This window comes from Pseudomonas sp. 14P5.3.2, assembly GCF_057799175.1.
Genome location: NZ_JBYOKU010000047.1, coordinates 1 through 15759 on the forward strand (window position 1 = coordinate 1; position 15759 = coordinate 15759).

A 15759-nucleotide genomic window follows, 5' to 3' on the forward strand; every position below is an offset into this window, starting at 1 on the left:
CACTGACCCACCGCATTCGCGAGCAAGCCCGCTCCCCCAGGGAATCGTGTGATTTCAAGAGATGGTGACGGTCGGTGAAGCGCATGCTCGACAACATTGATCCCCTTGCCTGAAACACACATCCCCTTGTGGGAGCGGGCTTGCTCGCGAAGGCAATCTGTCAGTTGACGGGTGCTGCACTGACCCACCGCATTCGCGAGCAAGCCCGCTCCCACAGGGAATCGCGTGATTTCAAGAGGTAGTGACGGTCGGTGAAGCGCATGCTCGACAACATTGATCCCCTTGCCTGAAACACGCATCCCACTGTGGGAGCGGGCTTGCTCGCGAAGGCAATCTGTCAGTTGACGGGTGCTGCGCTGACCCACCGCATTCGCGAGCAAGCCCGCTCCCACAGGGGAACTGTGTGATTTCAAGAGGTGGTGATGGGCGGTGAAGCGCATGCTCGACAACATTGATCCCCTTACCTGAAACACGCATCCCACTGTGGGAGCGGGCTTGCTCGCGAAAGCAATCTGTCAGTTGACGGGTGCTGCACTGACCCACCGCATTCGCGAGCAAGCCCGCTCCCACAGGGGAACTGTGTGGTGTCAGAGCTGGCGCCACATGTGGATCTTGTCGAAGTAGTCTTCACCCACGCGTACCGCGAGCGGCTCCAGTCCGAACTGGATGAAGCCGCAACGCTGGTACAGCTTGAACGCGGCGTCGTTGCCGGCGGTGACGGTCAGCTGGATCAGTTTCAGTTCCGGATGGTTGTGTGCTTCGGCGATGGCGGCCTCGACCAGTTTTTGCCCCAGGCCGTGCTGGCGAAAATCGGCTGAGACGTACATGCCGAACAAAGTGGATTTGTGCCGGGCCTTTTCTCTGGGTTCGAAAGCCAGGCCAACGATGCCGGCCAATGTGCCCGCTTCGAACGCACCGAGCACCACGTCGAGTTTGCTGGTCAGCCGCGCTTCCCACCAGCTCAACGGCATCACCGCACGCTCGCGCACGCTGGAGGTGAACGCCTGCGGGTGGCGGTCGTAGGCCTCAAGCATCAGCTCGCGGTAAGCCAGGGCATGACTGGCGTCCAGCCGTTCGATCCACATGCTCACGCCGTCCTGCGTTGTTCAAGCATCAGGCGCACCGCCAGACCGGCGAGTACAAAACCCATGAAATAACGCTGCAGCGCCAGCCATGTCGGGTTGCGCACAAACCACGAGGCGATACCCGCCGCGAACAGCGCGATCAGCAAATTGACGCAGAAACTGACGCTGATCTGGGTCAGGCCAAGGATGATGCTCTGGGTGAACACCGAACCGTGTTCCGGGGTGATGAATTGCGGAAACACTGAAAGATAGAACACCGCGATTTTCGGGTTCAGCGCGCTAGTGAGAAAGCCCATGGTGATCAGTTTGCGCGACGAGTCCGGCGGCAATGGCTGCGCTTCGAACGGCGAGCGCGCGCCGGGTTTCACCGCTTGCCAGGCCAGCCACAACAGGTACAACGCGCCGGCCCATTTCAGCACTTCATAGGCCATCGGCACCGCGAGAAACACCGCCGTCAAACCGGCGGCAGCCGCGAACAGGTGCACGAAAAACCCCGCCACCACGCCAAGCAACGAAGTGACCCCGGCCTTGCGCCCCTGACAGATCGAACGCGAGATCAGGTAAATCATGTTCGGCCCCGGCGTCAGTACCATCAACAGCGCGGCGGCAGCGAAGATCAGCAGGTCTGGAAGCGGGATCATGGTGGGCGTCCTGTGCGTGAATGATCAGGCAATCGCGGTGAGCGAGTGGCGATAAAACGGCAGGATCAGATCCCGTGTCAATGGCGCCAGAACGACAGCAGGATCAGTGGCCGGATCGACCCAGATCATTTCCTCGATTTCGGCAGCGGGCGTCACGTCGGCATCGATCGTCAGCTGAAAAATCTCTGCGTGAACAACAAACCCCGGCTCGTTGGCAGCAGGCGCCGAGAACTGCCCGAGAAATGTCGCCTGCGCCGGATCAATCGCCAGCCCCAGCTCTTCTTCCAGCTCGCGGGCCAGTGCGTGCACCGGCAACTCATGGGCTTCGATCTTCCCGCCCGGCTGCATGAACGCCGTGGTGCCGCGCTTGCGCACCAGCAGGGTCTGACCCTCGGGATTGAGCAACAGGGCGGCAGCGATGCGAATGATTTTTTCGTTGGGAAACGTCGACATGAAGAGCAGGCCTCTGGCGCAAAAGCCGCAAGCATCACATGCCCGGCGCCGGACGCAAAGTCTCTGTGGTAGCGGGCGCGGTTGCACTGATTTTTTGGGGCAGGCAGGTGTGTTGTCCATCAGGCCGCCTTCGCGAGCAAGCCCGCTCCCACAGGACGTACGCGATCACTGTGAGAGTGTATTCCCACAGGGGAACGCGGTCACTGTGGGAGCGGGCTTGCTCGCGAAGGCGTCAGTTCGCTGGACACGGAATCCGGATCAGCGCAAAGGAATCAGTAACTCGCGCAGTCCCGAAGCGTGCTCCAGCACCTCCCCCGGCAGCTTCAGGCGCTGATCCTGCAGATAGCGATAATCCTTGCGCGCAACCTCCAGTTGACTGAAATCCAGCTCGACGCTGAACTGCCCTTCTTCACGACCGGCCTCGAACAGCAGCGTCCCCAGCGGATCGACCAGCGCACTACCACCGGCAAACATCAAGCCGTCGTCCCCGGCCTCGACGCGGTTGACCATCAGCGCAAACGCCTGGTTCTCCTGAGCGCGGGCCATGATCGCGGTGCGATGGGTCGGGCCGTACGGGTCCATGTTGCCGTTGGTCACGATCAGCAAATCGGCGCCCAGCTGTGCCAGTGCACGGGCGGATTCGGGGAATTCGATGTCGTAGCAGATCAGCAGTCCGACGCGCACGCCGTTCCACTCGCAGGTGGAATAGCGGTCGCCCGCCTCGAACACGCCGCAATCCGAGGCCCACAAATGGGTCTTGCGGTATTTCAGGGCGATGCCTTCCGGGGTGATCAGCAGCGTGGTGTTGTAGAAGCGCCCGTTGTCATTCTCGGCCAGGCCGATCACCACAGCGATGTTGCGCTCGCGGGCAGCGGCCAACACGGCGCTGACGGTTGGGCCGTCCACCGGCTCGGCGATCTGCGCCACGGTCTCGGCCGTCGGGAAGCCCATGAGGTGGGTTTCCGGGAACACGATCAATTGCGTATCGGCCGCGCACGCCGCAATCGCCGCGAGGGCGCGTTCGAGGTTGTACGCGGTGCCAGTGTCACGGCCCGCCAGTTGGGCGAGTTCGACTTTCATGAAGATTCCTTGTTGTGGGCAGCGGGCGCCGAAAGATTGCCCGGTGGCTGTCTGTGGGCCAGTATGCGCAGCTGCGACCGGCCGGGGAATCACGCGGCCGGGGTAACCCGACAGGGGTAGATCCATGACCGTTTCACTTGATGACATCACCTGGCACCGCGCCGTCGGGCAACTGATCGAGGCGCTGGACAAGCCGAATTTCTGGGCGCAACTGGTGCGTCTGCTCGACCAGTACGTGGCGTTCGATAGCTGGGTGGTGCTGCTGTTCAGCGCCGATCAGCATCCACAGGTCTTCGCTGAATGCCCCGGCGAGGACGGCAGTCCCGACCCGTTGTTTCAGGACTATCTGCGCGGGTTGTACCGGCTCGACCCGTTCTACATTGCCTGCCGCGAGCAGTCGCGCACTGGCATGTACCGCTTGTCGGAGGTGGCGCCGGAGCATTTCGAGCTGACCGAGTATTACCAGCGATACTTTCGTCTGAATGTGGTCGCCGACGAAATCCAGTTCAATTGCCAGCTCGAAGGCGAGCGCACGCTGTGCCTGTCGCTGGGCAGTGAAAAACGTTTCACTGGCGAACAGATTGCTTTGCTGTCTTTGATCCAGCCTTGGGTACTGGGCCTTTTGCGCCAGCGCCTGCCGTACGAAATCGATGAAACCGTGGCCCTCGCTGCCGCGCCGGCGCAGGTCGACTGGCGGGTGCAACTGGAAGCATCGGTGCAACGACTCAAGGGCACGCAACTGACCGCCCGGGAACTGGATGTCGGGCGTTTGATGCTCAGCGGTTGCTCCAGTAAAGAAATCGCCCGTAAGCTGGAAATCTCCGTAGAAACCGTGAAAGTCCATAAGAAACACATGTACAGCAAGCTGGGGATCAAATCCCAGTCGGAGCTGTTTTCGATTTTTCTCCAGGCGCAGAACGCCTGAAAAGCCTTGGCACGCAGGAGATCTCTGAAGCTTGGAATCCCCTGTGGCGAGGGAGCTTGCTCCCGCTCGACTGCGCAGCAGTCGCAAAGCCTGGTCACGCGATGCATCAGACAGACCGTGATGGCCAGGTTTGGGGCTGCTGCGCAACCCAGCGGGAGCAAGCTCCCTCGCCACAAGAGCAAGCCAGTCTGCGCGCCATGGGTAACCATTGAGTCCGAACCAAGGAAACCGTATGAGCCTGTCACTTCTGAGCCGCTACGCCTTCTTTGCCGTCTGCGTGATTTTCACCCTCGCCAGCCTGCCCTTTCTCGAACACGACTGGCTGTGGCCGATCACCGCCGTCACCGGTGTGTTGAGCCTGCTCGGTGTGTTCGACCTGCTGCAGAGCCCGCACGCGGTGCGCCGCAACTACCCGATCCTGGGCAACATCCGCTATCTGGTCGAAGGCATCCGCCCGGAAATTCGTCAGTACCTGCTGGAATCCGACAGCGACGCCCTGCCCTTCTCCCGCGCCCAGCGCTCGCTGGTGTATTCGCGGGCGAAAAATGAAAGCGCCGACAAACCCTTCGGTACGCTGATCGATGTGTATCAATCGGGCTTCGAATTCATTGGCCACTCGATGCGCCCGGCACCGTTGAGCGACCCCAACAGTTTCCGCGTCACCGTCGGCGGCCCGCAGTGCACCCAGCCCTACTCGGCCTCGGTGTTCAACATCTCGGCGATGAGCTTCGGCTCGCTCAGCGCCAACGCGATCCGCGCGTTGAACCAGGGCGCCAAACTCGGCAACTTCGCCCACGACACCGGCGAAGGCAGCATCAGCCCGTATCACCGCGAACACGGCGGCGACCTGACCTGGGAACTGGGCAGCGGCTACTTCGGCTGCCGCACCAGCGATGGCCGATTCGACCCGGAGCGCTTTGCCACCCAGGCGCAGAATCCGCAGGTGCGGATGATCGAAATCAAGATGAGCCAAGGCGCCAAACCCGGCCACGGCGGGATTCTGCCCAAACACAAGGTCACCCAGGAAATCGCCGACACCCGTGGTATCCAGATGGGCGAAGACTGCATCTCGCCGTCACGCCACAGCGCGTTTTCCACGCCGATCGAAATGATGCATTTCATCCAGCAACTGCGTGAACTGTCCGGCGGCAAACCGGTGGGCTTCAAGTTCTGTCTCGGGCATCCGTGGGAGTTCATGGGCATCGCCAAGGCCATGCTGGAAACCGGCATTCTTCCGGACTTCATCGTGGTCGACGGCAAGGAAGGCGGGACCGGTGCCGCACCGGTCGAATTCACCGACCACATCGGCGTGCCGATGCGCGAAGGCCTGCTGTTCGTGCACAACACCCTGGTCGGCCTGAACCTGCGCGACAAGATCAAACTCGGCGCCAGCGGCAAGATCGTCAGCGCCTTCGACATCGCCAGCGTCCTGGCCATCGGCGCCGACTGGGCCAACTCGGCGCGCGGTTTCATGTTCGCCATCGGCTGCATCCAGTCGCAAAGCTGCCACACCAACAAATGCCCGACCGGCGTCGCCACGCAAGACGCCCTGCGCCAACGCGCCCTGGTCGTCCCGGACAAGGCCCAGCGCGTCTACAACTTCCACCGTAACACGCTCAAGGCGCTGGCAGAAATGCTCGCTGCCGCCGGCCTCGAGCATCCGTCGCAACTGTCGGCCAAACACCTGGTGCGACGCATGTCGGCAACCGAGATCAAACTGTTTTCGCAGTTGCATGTGTTTCTGAAACCGGGGGAATTGCTGACTGGGGAAGTGAATGGCGAGTTTTACTCGCGGATGTGGCAGATGGCGCGGGCGGACAGTTTTGAACCGAGCGAGGTGGTGGCTGCATAAGCGCAACTGGAGTGCTGGCTTCAGTTGAGGTCGGCACTCCGGTCGCAGGCAAACGAATACAACGAAACGTTCCCCTCCTGCAACGATTGCAAAGGTCTCCTCCCTTTTGCAAAGCGCGGTGGTTCATTCGGCAAAACCGTATCGGTAATCCACCAGATTGTTCGGCCTGCACAATCAAGCACCGTCACACCATCGATATAGGCATTCATTACTGGATCATTGAGCAGGCCAAACACGCCTTGACGGGTGAGCTGCAAGAATCCATCAATTGATGTGCGGATCTCAAACTTTGGATCAATACCTGTGGTGTTGTAATAAGCGAAGCTCGGATACCAGAAAGCACTGGCGATCACGATCTTGTCTCCTGGATGCGCCAGCCGATTCAACTGAGTCACCAATGAGCTGAAGCTTGTGTCCTTGCGTGCGCCTGTCCCGTTTAATCCATCGGTTTGTCGGTACACCATCGTCAGACCGTGAACTTGCATAATGACCAACAACAGCAACGTAGCGCTCGCCAGAATGATTCGACGCCGTCCCCAGATATCCAGCGCCGCCGCAGAAATCAGCGCGAGGGCCGGCGCGCAGAACACCAGGTATCGGGGTACAAAAAAAGGAAGCGCCAAGGCAACCAGATACAGTGCGAGCAGCGGAACAAAGAAGTAACTGACCAGCAAAACACTGAAGTGACGTTTGCCGGGGTTGCTGATGATGATTGTTCCGGCAAACACCAACATCAGCCCACACGGCAACAGTTGCCACGTCAGAGGTATTGAAGCAGCCTCCCCGAGAACGGTGAACTGCCAGACAATCGTCAAGGCTCCCTGCAACGTCACAGGTTTTATCCAGTCGAAGCTGCCCGTGCCACCCAGCTGCTGGATGAAATGGGGAATCCAGGGCAAATACAGAAACACGATCGCAATATTGGCAACTAACCATGAATGCGCTGAAATCGCCGCGCCGTCGCGAGTGGCCCGGCTCTGCCACCAGAACAGCCAATGCACCAGCACACACAATCCTGCGAAGTAGTGGGTATAAAACGCGGCAGTCATCAGCAAAACGTAGATCAACGCAAAGCGTTTTTGCTCAGGCTGTCTTGCCCAACATAGCAATGCCACGGTTGCAGCCATCAGCCAGAATCCAAGCAATGTGTACATCCGTACTTCTTGACTGTAACGCACTGAAATCGGTAGTAGCGCCAGCAGTACCGCAGCAATCCAGGTAGCCCTGCGTGTCGAGATCAGACTCATCAGCTTGATGCAAAGCAGCAACGTGCCGATATCGGCCAACACACTGAATGCACGAGCCGCCAAAGGAGACTCTCCCCACACTGCCACCCAATAATGCAGCAGCACATAATAAAGCGGCGGATGCACATCCAGAGCGGTCAACGCCCAGATGCGCGCCGGCGTTTCTCGAGCCAGCAGCAGACTGTAGGCCTCGTCATTCCAGATCGCGGGGACTGTAATGGAGTAGAACCGCACGCACAGCGCAATAATCAGAACTGCCGCCAGAGCCAGCAGATCGGCCCGCACTGAAACATTCGCATCTTTGAAAAAAGGTACGGCCACCAAGGGTTTCATGTCCGTTGTCCACGACACAGCACAAACCGGAAAAAGCCGTAACCCAACATCAGGTTCAACGCGGTAAACACCGTGACCGTCAGCAGCCCACTCCAGTCACGCGTATCGGCAATCCTGCCGATACCAAAGCTCGCGCCCCCCATCAGACCCATAAACAGCAAATAGCCGAATACCGGGGTTTTGCTGTCGAAGGTGTAGAGCATGTTCACGTAAAACGAGAACGCCGCCGCCACGCAGAACGCAGCGAAGTTGCTGGCTGCCTGGGTCAGTCCCGCGGCGCTGCACAGGACGAAAAAAATCTGCCAGTGGATCAGGGCATCGGCAATTCCAATCACTGTCAGCGCAGGAAATCCTTTCATTACGGTTCCTTGCCATGGCTTCGTCCGGGGGACTTTCGAAGCTAGGGCAAGGCGCTTGAACGGTCTACTGTCAGAAATTACAGGTGGTGGCCATAATCAGATGAACGGTCGCTCATTCACCACTGCAACAATCTGCCGTGGGGCGGTTCCTTCATGACGATGAAGCCGTAATCACCGATCAGGTAAATCCGGTAATACAGGCTGTCCACCAGCGCTGGAAAACCCTGGTAGCCGACGCGGGTGGCGTTGCGCCGTTCGCGTTCGGCGACCACGTTGGTGATGCCCGCTGCCGGCAGATTTTCCGCAAGCACGAAGTAATCGACGTTGAGCAGATAGGGCAGCACCGGTAGCCGTTTGAATGAACCGGCCGCACTGGCCAGCCAGCGGTCGGAGTAGCTCACCGACAGATAAATCCGCTTGGCTTCACGCAGCTCGCGATGTTCGGCGATGTCGTGGCTCAGGCTGTACAGCGCACTGTTGGAGAAGGTTTTCTGCAGGCTCAGCACCCGGCCATATGCGAAGGACAGCGAGAGTGTCGCCAGCAGCGGGATGATCAGCAGCAACGGCAAGCGACGGTGCCCGGATGCCAGCGCAACGTGCGCCAGATAGAACAATCCCAACAGCAACACGCCGAACCCCATCAGGGTCCGCGCACCTTCATTGAAATCCCGGAACAGCAGGGCGATCCCCGGCACCAGCAAGGCCAGAACGGGCAGCTTCAGCAAGCACAGCAGCAAGCTTTGCCAACGAGGCTGACGACGCTGAACCAGCCGCACGCAGCCGGCGAGCGCACACAACACCAGCGCAGCGAAAACCCACAGGTAGCCGCCGTGAAACAACAGCGCGACTTTCTCCAGGACCCGCGCGAAGTTGACGCCAATCTGCAGCAGCGGCTGGGCGTCTGCGTTCAGCAGATCCGTTTTTCGTAATGTATCCATGAACGGGTAAGCGGTGACGCTGTAGATCAGGATGCCCAAAACCGCTTGTGCGAGTTTCCAGCCCAGCATGCGCAAGGTGTCCGCCCATCGGCTCTGCTGGTGCACGGCCCTGAGCAGTTCCACGCAACACAGACCGAGAAACACATTGAAGCTGATCTGATAAAGACCGATCGCCAGCGCCAGCAACGCCGCCGGCACCAGCCAGCGCTGCACCCGCGATGAACCTTCGAACGTGATGGCGTAGATCACCGCAACCATGCTCAGGGCCATGATCGGGCCGTCGTATTGATAAGACAGGTTCTGCAACAGGAACGGGTTGTACCAGAGCGGCAACGGCACCAGACAACAGGCCAGCGTCGGTTCGGCGAAGTAGTGAAAGGTCAGGCGGGTCAGTGCCAGCGACATGGCAAGGGTGGCGAGCAACAGGGGTAACGGATAGATGTTCGGCGCGGCCCCCGTGAACGTCAGCGCCTGATAAAACCAGTCGGCAAACAACCGCCCCTGCCCGGCCCAGGCATTGCCGGCGGCCAGCGTGCGCCAGTTGTCGTCGATGTAGGGGAAGTCGGCGAGGATCAGTGGCAGGACGTACAACGCGGTGGCGAGCAGGAAGAACAGCAGGGCTTGCCGGTGACTGAGCTCTCGTTCGAGAAATGCGCTCGCCCTCATGTCTGCGCCTCGGTTCACTGCCGCGCGGGATTGCAAAGTGATACAGGTTTGAGCCTTGTATGCGGGGTTTGTATCGCTCTTTCAGACCGGCGGTAAAACGGCAAAAGATCGCAGCCTGCGGCAGCTCCTACAGGGTGAATACATATCCCGTGTAGGAGCTGCCGCAGGCTGCGATCTTTTGCTTTTGCTATCGCGCTACATCAACTGGCCGAACGCACCGCGCCTTGCGATTCACCAGTCGGCTGCAACTTGAACACGTAGAACAACACCGTCAGCAGCACCAGGAACGCCGGCCCCACATACAGCGCCACGCGAGTGTCGGGGAAGTACGCCATCAGGCCGACCACCAGCACCAGGAACGCCAGCGCGAAGTACGAGCTGACCGGGTACAGCCACATCTTGTATTTAAGACCGGCACGTTCGCTGGCACTCAGGCCTTTACGGAATTTGAGTTGCGCCAGCAGGATCATCACCCAGGTCCAGATCGCGCCGAAGGTCGCAATCGAGGTCACCCAGACGAAGACTTTCTCCGGCACCAGGTAGTTGAGCAGCACGCCGATCAGCAAGGCGAAAATCGACAGCAGCAACGCCCGACGTGGCACGCCGTTGGAGGTCTTGGCGAAACCGGCCGGGGCCTGGCCGTTCTGCGCCAGACTGTAGAGCATGCGCCCGGTGCTGAAGATGCCGCCGTTGCACGACGACAGTGCCGCCGTGATCACCACGAAGTTGATGATGCCGGCGGCGGTCTTGATCCCCAGACGTTCGAAGGTCATCACGAACGGGCTGCCCTGGGTGCCGATTTCGTTCCACGGGTAGATCGACAGGATCACGAACAGTGCGCCGACGTAGAACAGCAGAATGCGCCAGAACACCGAGCCGATCGCATCGGGAATGGTTTTCTGCGGGTTCTTCGCTTCACCGGCAGTCAGGCCGATCATCTCGACACCGAGGTAGGCGAACATGACCATTTGCAGGGACATCAGCACACCGGTCACGCCGTTGGGCATGAAGCCGCCGTGGGCCCACAGGTTGGAAATCCCCAGTGCCACGCCGTCGTTGCCGAAACCGAAGGCGATCACGCCGATGCCGCCAATCACCATGGCGATGATGGTGACGATCTTGATCAGGGCGAACCAGAACTCGAATTCACCGAAGGCTTTTACCGCGATCAGGTTGATCGAGCCCATGCTGACCAGCGCCGCGAGGGCCCAGATCCAGCGCGGCACATCGGGGAACCAGATGCCCATGTACACGGCGACGGCGGTGATTTCCGCGACGCAGGTCACCAGCCACAGGAACCAGTAGTTCCAGCCGGTGAGAAAGCCCGCCAGCGGGCCGAGGTAGTCCTGGGCGTAGCGGCTGAACGAACCGGCCACCGGGTTGTGCACGGCCATTTCGCCGAGGGCGCGCATGATCACCAGGATCGCCAGGCCGCCGAGAATGTACGACAGCATGATCGCCGGACCGGCCATTTCAATGGCCTTGGCCGAACCCAGGAACAGGCCGACGCCGATACAGGCGCCGAGCGCCATCAGGCGGATATGCCGTTCACCGAGTTCGCGTTTGAGCGGGCCGCCGTGAGCGGTCTCGCCATGGGGCAGGTGATTGCCGACTGGCATAGGGATACAACCTCGTCTTGTTATTGGATATGACCACCGAGTGGCGAAGCGTCGGCCGATAGGCCTCATCTTCCCGAAACCGCATCCACCTCGTGGGCAGACACGTCTCGCAGGTCCCGACCTGCAAGATCAGCGGGGCGTGCAGTATAAAAAGCTTGTGACAGGGCTTTTCACTCTATAAGCAACAACATTCAGCGGGAACTCTCGGCGCAAAGCCGGTTTACGGAGAGGCATTAACTGCTTCACGTAGGAATAGTCGCCACCAAAAAGGCCGGCGAGTATTGCACAGCGTTGGTGCATCGTCATGTACCTGCTTTGGTGGTATTGCGCAGGGGGATGGCTCTATTCAGGCTGTTTCGATGAACTTGACGGTCTAGCCCCCTGTGGCGAGGGAGCTTGCTCCCGCCTGGCTGCGAAGCAGTCGTAAAACCTGCGTACGCGGTTTTTCAGAAAGATCGCGATTACAGGGATTGGGGCTGCTACGCAACCCAGCGGGAGCAAGCTCCCTCGCCACAGAAGGCGCGACATCTGGATGTTTTCGGAAACTTCGTACAGCCATCGCAGACCCAAGCCTTGAACGAGGCGACTAGCGTGAATCAGGATTGAAATCGCAAAGGACGCACGGAATGCGTAAACACCTACATTCACATCGGCTTCGCCGTGGGCGCTGTTCGGAATACGGACGTGCTTATCTGATTACCGCCGTGGTGTATCAGCGCCGCAGGATCTTCAGCGATTGGCAGATGGGGCGTTTACTGGTAGCGGAGCTCAGGCGAGCTCATGACCAACGATGGGTGGACTCGATTGCCTGGGTGGTGATGCCTGATCACTTCCACTGGCTGGTCCAGCTGGAGGAAATGCATATGGAGGGCCTGATGCAGGCAGTGAAATCCCGCAGCACATTGTCGATCAATCGCACCCTGAATCGAAAAGGCGCGTTCTGGCAAACCGGCTACCACGACCGTGCCATCCGTGATGGTGAGGACTTGAAACCGTTTGCCCGTTACATCATCGCCAATCCCCTGCGGGCCGGATTGGTGGAGCGGATTGGCGACTACCCGCTCTGGGACGCCTGCTGGCTCTAAAGCTCCCACTCCCCCTGTGGCGAGGGAGCTTGCTCCCGCTCGGCGGCGAAGCCGTCGTAATACCCGCGCACGCGGTGTTTCAGACAAATTGCGACCACAGGGATTGGGACTGCTGCGCAGTCCAGCGGGAGCAAGCTCCCTCGCCACAGGTACAGTTTTCTTCAGAAACCACCCCACTCAAACCCCGCACTTTTTTTTCCCCATCACCAACCACCGTCTAAGCTTCAGTCAAGTCCGATCAATCTGCGTGAATGGATCAATCGACTATGGGCGCTTTGTGGCAAACCGATTCGAGTAAAGCCGTGGTTCCGACTGAACGTGTGGATGAAGCGCCTATCCCCCCAAAAAAACGCCGCAACCGGCATGGCTGGAAGGCGTTCTGGTTATTGCTGCTGATTATCGCGGTTGTGGTGGGTCTGGCCGCGAACAAGGAAATGCGCACCTCGCGCTTTCAGTCCAGGGAGCTGAGCCAATACGCCGCCTCGCTCAAATATCAGCTGGAACCCGGCCCCAGCGAAGCGATCCGCTATCCGGGCAACGGGCCGTTCGATCTGCGTCTGGGCTACAGCTCCCTTGATGAATTCCTGCCGCGCCTGCTCAAGCGCGACTATGTGATCACCGAGCAGACACGGTTTTCTCCGGCGCTGCTCAGCTACACCGACAAGGGCCTGTTCGTGCCCTATTCGGAAAAGATCCAGGCCGGGCTGTCGATCACCGATTGCCGCGCCGCGCCGTTGTATCAGTACAAGTATCCGCAGCAGCTGTATTCGAGTTTCGCGGCGATTCCGCCGGTGGTGGTCAGCAGTTTGCTGTTCATCGAAAACCGCTTTCTGCTCGACCCCAAACAACCGCTGGCCAACCCGGCGGTGGACTGGCCGCGTTTCGGCATGGCCGCGTGGTCTCAGGTAGCGAAGTTGCTGCACCTGCCGGGGCAATCGGCGGGTGGCAGTACCCTGGCGACACAGCTGGAAAAGTACCGGCATTCGCCCGATGGCCTGACGGTGTCTGGCGCCGAGAAGATCCGCCAGATGATCTCCGCCAGCGTGCGCGCCTATCAACCCGGCCCCGAAACCCTCGGCGCACGGCAGAACATCATCCGCGACTACCTCAACAGCGTGCCGCTCTCCGCCGTGCCGGGGCATGGCGAGGTACACGGCATGGCCGAAGGTTTGCGGGTCTGGTACGGCAGCGATTTCAACAAGGCCAATGAACAATTGAACAGCCCGGCCACCGATCCGAAAACCATGGCCGACAAAGGTCTGGCCCTGCGCGAAATGCTCTCGCTGATGATCGCCCAGCGCCGCCCTTCGCATTACCTGACCAAGGGCCGTGAAGAACTCGCCGACCTTACCGACAGCCACTTGCGCCTGCTCAAACAGAACGGCGTGATCGACAGCGCGCTGGCCGATGCCGCGCTGGCGAGCAAGGTCACTTACCGCGACTGGCAGACCCAGCCGACCATTCAGCCGATCGAAACCAACAAGGGCATCAGCGTCGCTCGCAGCCGTCTGGCAACGATGCTCAATCGCCCACTGTACGACCTCGATCGCCTCGACCTGTCGGCCACCAGCACCTTGCAGGGCGAGCTGCAGACCCAGGCCACCGAGTACCTGAAAAAACTCGCCGACCCCGCGTTTGCCGGGCAGATCGGTTTGATCGGCGAACGCCTGCTCACCCCCACCAGCACCACCCAGGTGCGCTACAGCTTCACCCTGTTCGAGCTGACCCCGGACGGTTCGCGAGTGCGCGTGCAGACCGACAGCACCGACCAGCCGTTCGACATCAACGAAGGCAGCAAACTGGAGCTCGGCTCGACGGCGAAGATGCGCGTGCTCACCACGTACCTGCAGATCATCTCCGAGCTGCACGACAAGTACGGCGCCATGACGGTGCCGGAGCTGAAGAAAGTCGAGGTGCCGGATCAGGACCGCCTCAGCCAGTGGGTGATCGACTACCTGATCCAGAACAAGGACCACGACCTGTCGAAAATGCTCGGCGCCGCGCTCGACCGTAAATATTCGGCCAGCCCCGGCGAGGCGTTCTTCACCGGTGGCGGCCTGCATGTGTTCCACAACTTCCGCAGCGAAGACAACGGCCGTATGCCGACCCTGCGCGATGCCCTGCGCGAGTCGATCAACCTGCCGTTCATTCGCCTGATGCGTGACGTGGTGCGCTATGTCACCTACTCCGGCCCCAACAGCAGCGCGGAGTTGCTCAAGGATGACCGCGATCCGCGCCGTCAGGAATACCTGGCCAGTTTCGCCGACCGCGAAGGCACCTCGTTCCTGCTCAAGTTCTGGAAGAAGTACAAGAACAAGGACACCCCGGCGCGCCTCGACACCTTCCTCGACAGCATGCGCCCGACGCCGATCCGCATGGCCGCCGTGCACCGCTATCTGCTGCCCAACGCCAGTCAGGAAGATTTCAACAGCTTCGTGCGTTCGCACCTCAAGGGCGCCAAGCTCACCGAAAAACTCACCGATGACCGCCTCATCCGACTGTATGACGCCTACGGCCCGGGCAGCTATGACCTGCCGGATCAGGGCTTCATCGCCAAGGTTCACCCGCTCGACCTGTGGCTGATGGGCTACCTGCTGAACCACCCGGACGCCACCTTCAGCGAGATCGTCAAGGCCAGTCAGTTCGAGCGTCAGGAAGTCTACAGCTGGCTGTTCAAGAGCAAGCACAAGGGCGCCCGCGACAGTCGCATTCGCACCATGCTCGAGATCGAAGCGTTCCTGGAAATTCACCAGCGCTGGCAGAAAGTCGGCTATCCGTTCGACCATCTGGTGCCGTCGCTGGCCACCGCCATCGGTAGCTCTGGCGACCGCCCTGCCGCGCTGGCCGAGCTGATCGGCACCATCCTCAACGACGGCGTACGCATGCCGAGCCTGCGCATCGACAGCCTGCACTTCGCCGCCGGCACCCCCTATGAAACGCGCCTGACCAACGACCCACACGTGGGCAAACGGGTGATGCCATCGGAGGTCGCCACGGCGATGCGCGAGGCGTTGTCGCAAGTGGTGGACTCGGGCACGGCGAAACGGGTGTCCGGCAGTTTCAAAACCGCCGACGGCACGCCACTGGTCATGGGTGGCAAGACCGGCACCGGCGACAACCGCATCGAAGCCATCGGCTCCGGCGGGCGGATTCTCAGTTCGAAGTCGATCAACCGCACCGCGACCTTCGTGTTCTACATCGGCAATAACCACTTCGGCACGCTGACCGCGTTCGTCCCCGGGCGCTCGGCGGAGAACTTCAAGTTCACCTCGGCGCTTCCGGTGCAGGTGCTCAAGGGCATGGCGCCGATCCTCTCGCCATACCTGCAACCGGGCACGCACACGATGTGCCAGGCACCGCAGGTCACTGCGGCGCGCTAAGGCATATCGGCACAGAGCCGGTGCGGTAACTGTGTATTTTTCAGCGTTCATTTTTCGAAGTGTCCGCGCCAGACCTACGCCATTCAGAGCGGGTAT

The 15759-nt window shown here is 60.3% G+C and carries 12 protein-coding genes; 4 read left to right on the forward strand and 8 right to left on the reverse strand.

All coding sequences use genetic code 11. The features are described from left to right. Positions 1-587 precede the first annotated feature (587 nt). The 4 genes from AC27VU_RS26145 to AC27VU_RS26160 form a co-directional block, all read right to left on the reverse strand. Positions 588-1085, reverse strand: coding sequence for a GNAT family N-acetyltransferase (locus AC27VU_RS26145; protein WP_488725221.1), 498 nt, complete (start codon positions 1083-1085; stop codon positions 588-590). Between the two features lie 2 nt (positions 1086-1087). Then, entirely contained in the window at positions 1088-1726 is a 639-nt protein-coding gene (locus AC27VU_RS26150; protein WP_201136687.1) for a LysE family translocator, read from the reverse strand. A gap of 24 nt (positions 1727-1750) precedes the next feature. After that, positions 1751-2179, reverse strand: a complete 429-nt coding sequence (locus AC27VU_RS26155; protein WP_400507459.1) for an NUDIX hydrolase — start codon at positions 2177-2179, stop codon at positions 1751-1753. A gap of 258 nt (positions 2180-2437) precedes the next feature. After that, positions 2438-3259 (reverse strand): carbon-nitrogen hydrolase family protein, encoded by an 822-nt coding sequence (locus AC27VU_RS26160; RefSeq protein WP_488725222.1) that lies wholly within the window; start codon positions 3257-3259, stop codon positions 2438-2440. A gap of 124 nt (positions 3260-3383) precedes the next feature. On the opposite strand from AC27VU_RS26160, the gene AC27VU_RS26165 reads away from it, so the two are divergent. Together AC27VU_RS26165 and AC27VU_RS26170 are read left to right on the forward strand one after the other, a co-directional pair. Continuing rightward, a complete protein-coding gene (locus AC27VU_RS26165; RefSeq protein ID WP_488725223.1) occupies positions 3384-4184 on the forward strand; it encodes a helix-turn-helix transcriptional regulator in 801 nt (266 codons plus the stop codon). Positions 4185-4416: 232 nt separating this feature from the next. Further along, entirely contained in the window at positions 4417-6036 is a 1620-nt protein-coding gene (locus AC27VU_RS26170; protein ID WP_103484894.1) for an FMN-binding glutamate synthase family protein, read from the forward strand. 20 nt (positions 6037-6056) lie between these two features. On the opposite strand, the gene AC27VU_RS26175 is transcribed toward AC27VU_RS26170, so the two are convergent. From AC27VU_RS26175 to AC27VU_RS26190, 4 genes are all read right to left on the reverse strand, one after another. Next, the gene (locus tag AC27VU_RS26175; RefSeq protein WP_488725224.1) at positions 6057-7616 is read right to left on the reverse strand and encodes a glycosyltransferase family 39 protein; all 1560 of its coding nucleotides are present in this window, start codon (positions 7614-7616) and stop codon (positions 6057-6059) included. Further along, on the reverse strand, positions 7613-7975 hold the full coding sequence (locus AC27VU_RS26180) for a GtrA family protein (RefSeq protein ID WP_488725225.1): 363 nt from the start codon (positions 7973-7975) through the stop codon (positions 7613-7615). The genes AC27VU_RS26175 and AC27VU_RS26180 overlap by 4 nt, the downstream gene beginning before the upstream one ends. Positions 7976-8091: 116 nt before the next feature. Then, positions 8092-9579 (reverse strand): glucosyltransferase domain-containing protein, encoded by a 1488-nt coding sequence (locus AC27VU_RS26185; RefSeq protein ID WP_488725226.1) that lies wholly within the window; start codon positions 9577-9579, stop codon positions 8092-8094. A gap of 200 nt (positions 9580-9779) precedes the next feature. After that, complete coding sequence (locus tag AC27VU_RS26190; RefSeq protein ID WP_103484898.1) at positions 9780-11198, reverse strand: amino acid permease; 1419 nt, start codon at positions 11196-11198, stop codon at positions 9780-9782. A gap of 626 nt (positions 11199-11824) precedes the next feature. Between AC27VU_RS26190 and AC27VU_RS26195 the strand changes: the two genes are divergently transcribed. Together AC27VU_RS26195 and AC27VU_RS26200 are read left to right on the forward strand one after the other, a co-directional pair. Then, positions 11825-12283, forward strand: coding sequence for an REP-associated tyrosine transposase (locus AC27VU_RS26195; RefSeq protein ID WP_488725227.1), 459 nt, complete (start codon positions 11825-11827; stop codon positions 12281-12283). A gap of 266 nt (positions 12284-12549) precedes the next feature. Continuing rightward, positions 12550-15663: a transglycosylase domain-containing protein gene (locus tag AC27VU_RS26200; protein ID WP_488725228.1), complete on the forward strand. Its 3114-nt coding sequence runs from the start codon at positions 12550-12552 to the stop codon at positions 15661-15663. The last annotated feature ends 96 nt before the right edge of the window (positions 15664-15759 follow it).

What these genes read in the sequence shown, in the direction of transcription:
- AC27VU_RS26145 (WP_488725221.1), bottom strand. Translation starts at nt 1,085, where the DNA reads ATGTGGATCGAACGGCTGGACGCCAGTCATGCCCTGGCTTACCGCGAG.
- AC27VU_RS26150 (WP_201136687.1), bottom strand. Translation starts at nt 1,726, where the DNA reads ATGATCCCGCTTCCAGACCTGCTGATCTTCGCTGCCGCCGCGCTGTTG.
- AC27VU_RS26155 (WP_400507459.1), bottom strand. Translation starts at nt 2,179, where the DNA reads ATGTCGACGTTTCCCAACGAAAAAATCATTCGCATCGCTGCCGCCCTG.
- AC27VU_RS26160 (WP_488725222.1), bottom strand. Translation starts at nt 3,259, where the DNA reads ATGAAAGTCGAACTCGCCCAACTGGCGGGCCGTGACACTGGCACCGCG.
- AC27VU_RS26165 (WP_488725223.1), top strand. Translation starts at nt 3,384, where the DNA reads ATGACCGTTTCACTTGATGACATCACCTGGCACCGCGCCGTCGGGCAA.
- AC27VU_RS26170 (WP_103484894.1), top strand. Translation starts at nt 4,417, where the DNA reads ATGAGCCTGTCACTTCTGAGCCGCTACGCCTTCTTTGCCGTCTGCGTG.
- AC27VU_RS26175 (WP_488725224.1), bottom strand. Translation starts at nt 7,616, where the DNA reads ATGAAACCCTTGGTGGCCGTACCTTTTTTCAAAGATGCGAATGTTTCA.
- AC27VU_RS26180 (WP_488725225.1), bottom strand. Translation starts at nt 7,975, where the DNA reads ATGAAAGGATTTCCTGCGCTGACAGTGATTGGAATTGCCGATGCCCTG.
- AC27VU_RS26185 (WP_488725226.1), bottom strand. Translation starts at nt 9,579, where the DNA reads ATGAGGGCGAGCGCATTTCTCGAACGAGAGCTCAGTCACCGGCAAGCC.
- AC27VU_RS26190 (WP_103484898.1), bottom strand. Translation starts at nt 11,198, where the DNA reads ATGCCAGTCGGCAATCACCTGCCCCATGGCGAGACCGCTCACGGCGGC.
- AC27VU_RS26195 (WP_488725227.1), top strand. Translation starts at nt 11,825, where the DNA reads ATGCGTAAACACCTACATTCACATCGGCTTCGCCGTGGGCGCTGTTCG.
- AC27VU_RS26200 (WP_488725228.1), top strand. Translation starts at nt 12,550, where the DNA reads ATGGGCGCTTTGTGGCAAACCGATTCGAGTAAAGCCGTGGTTCCGACT.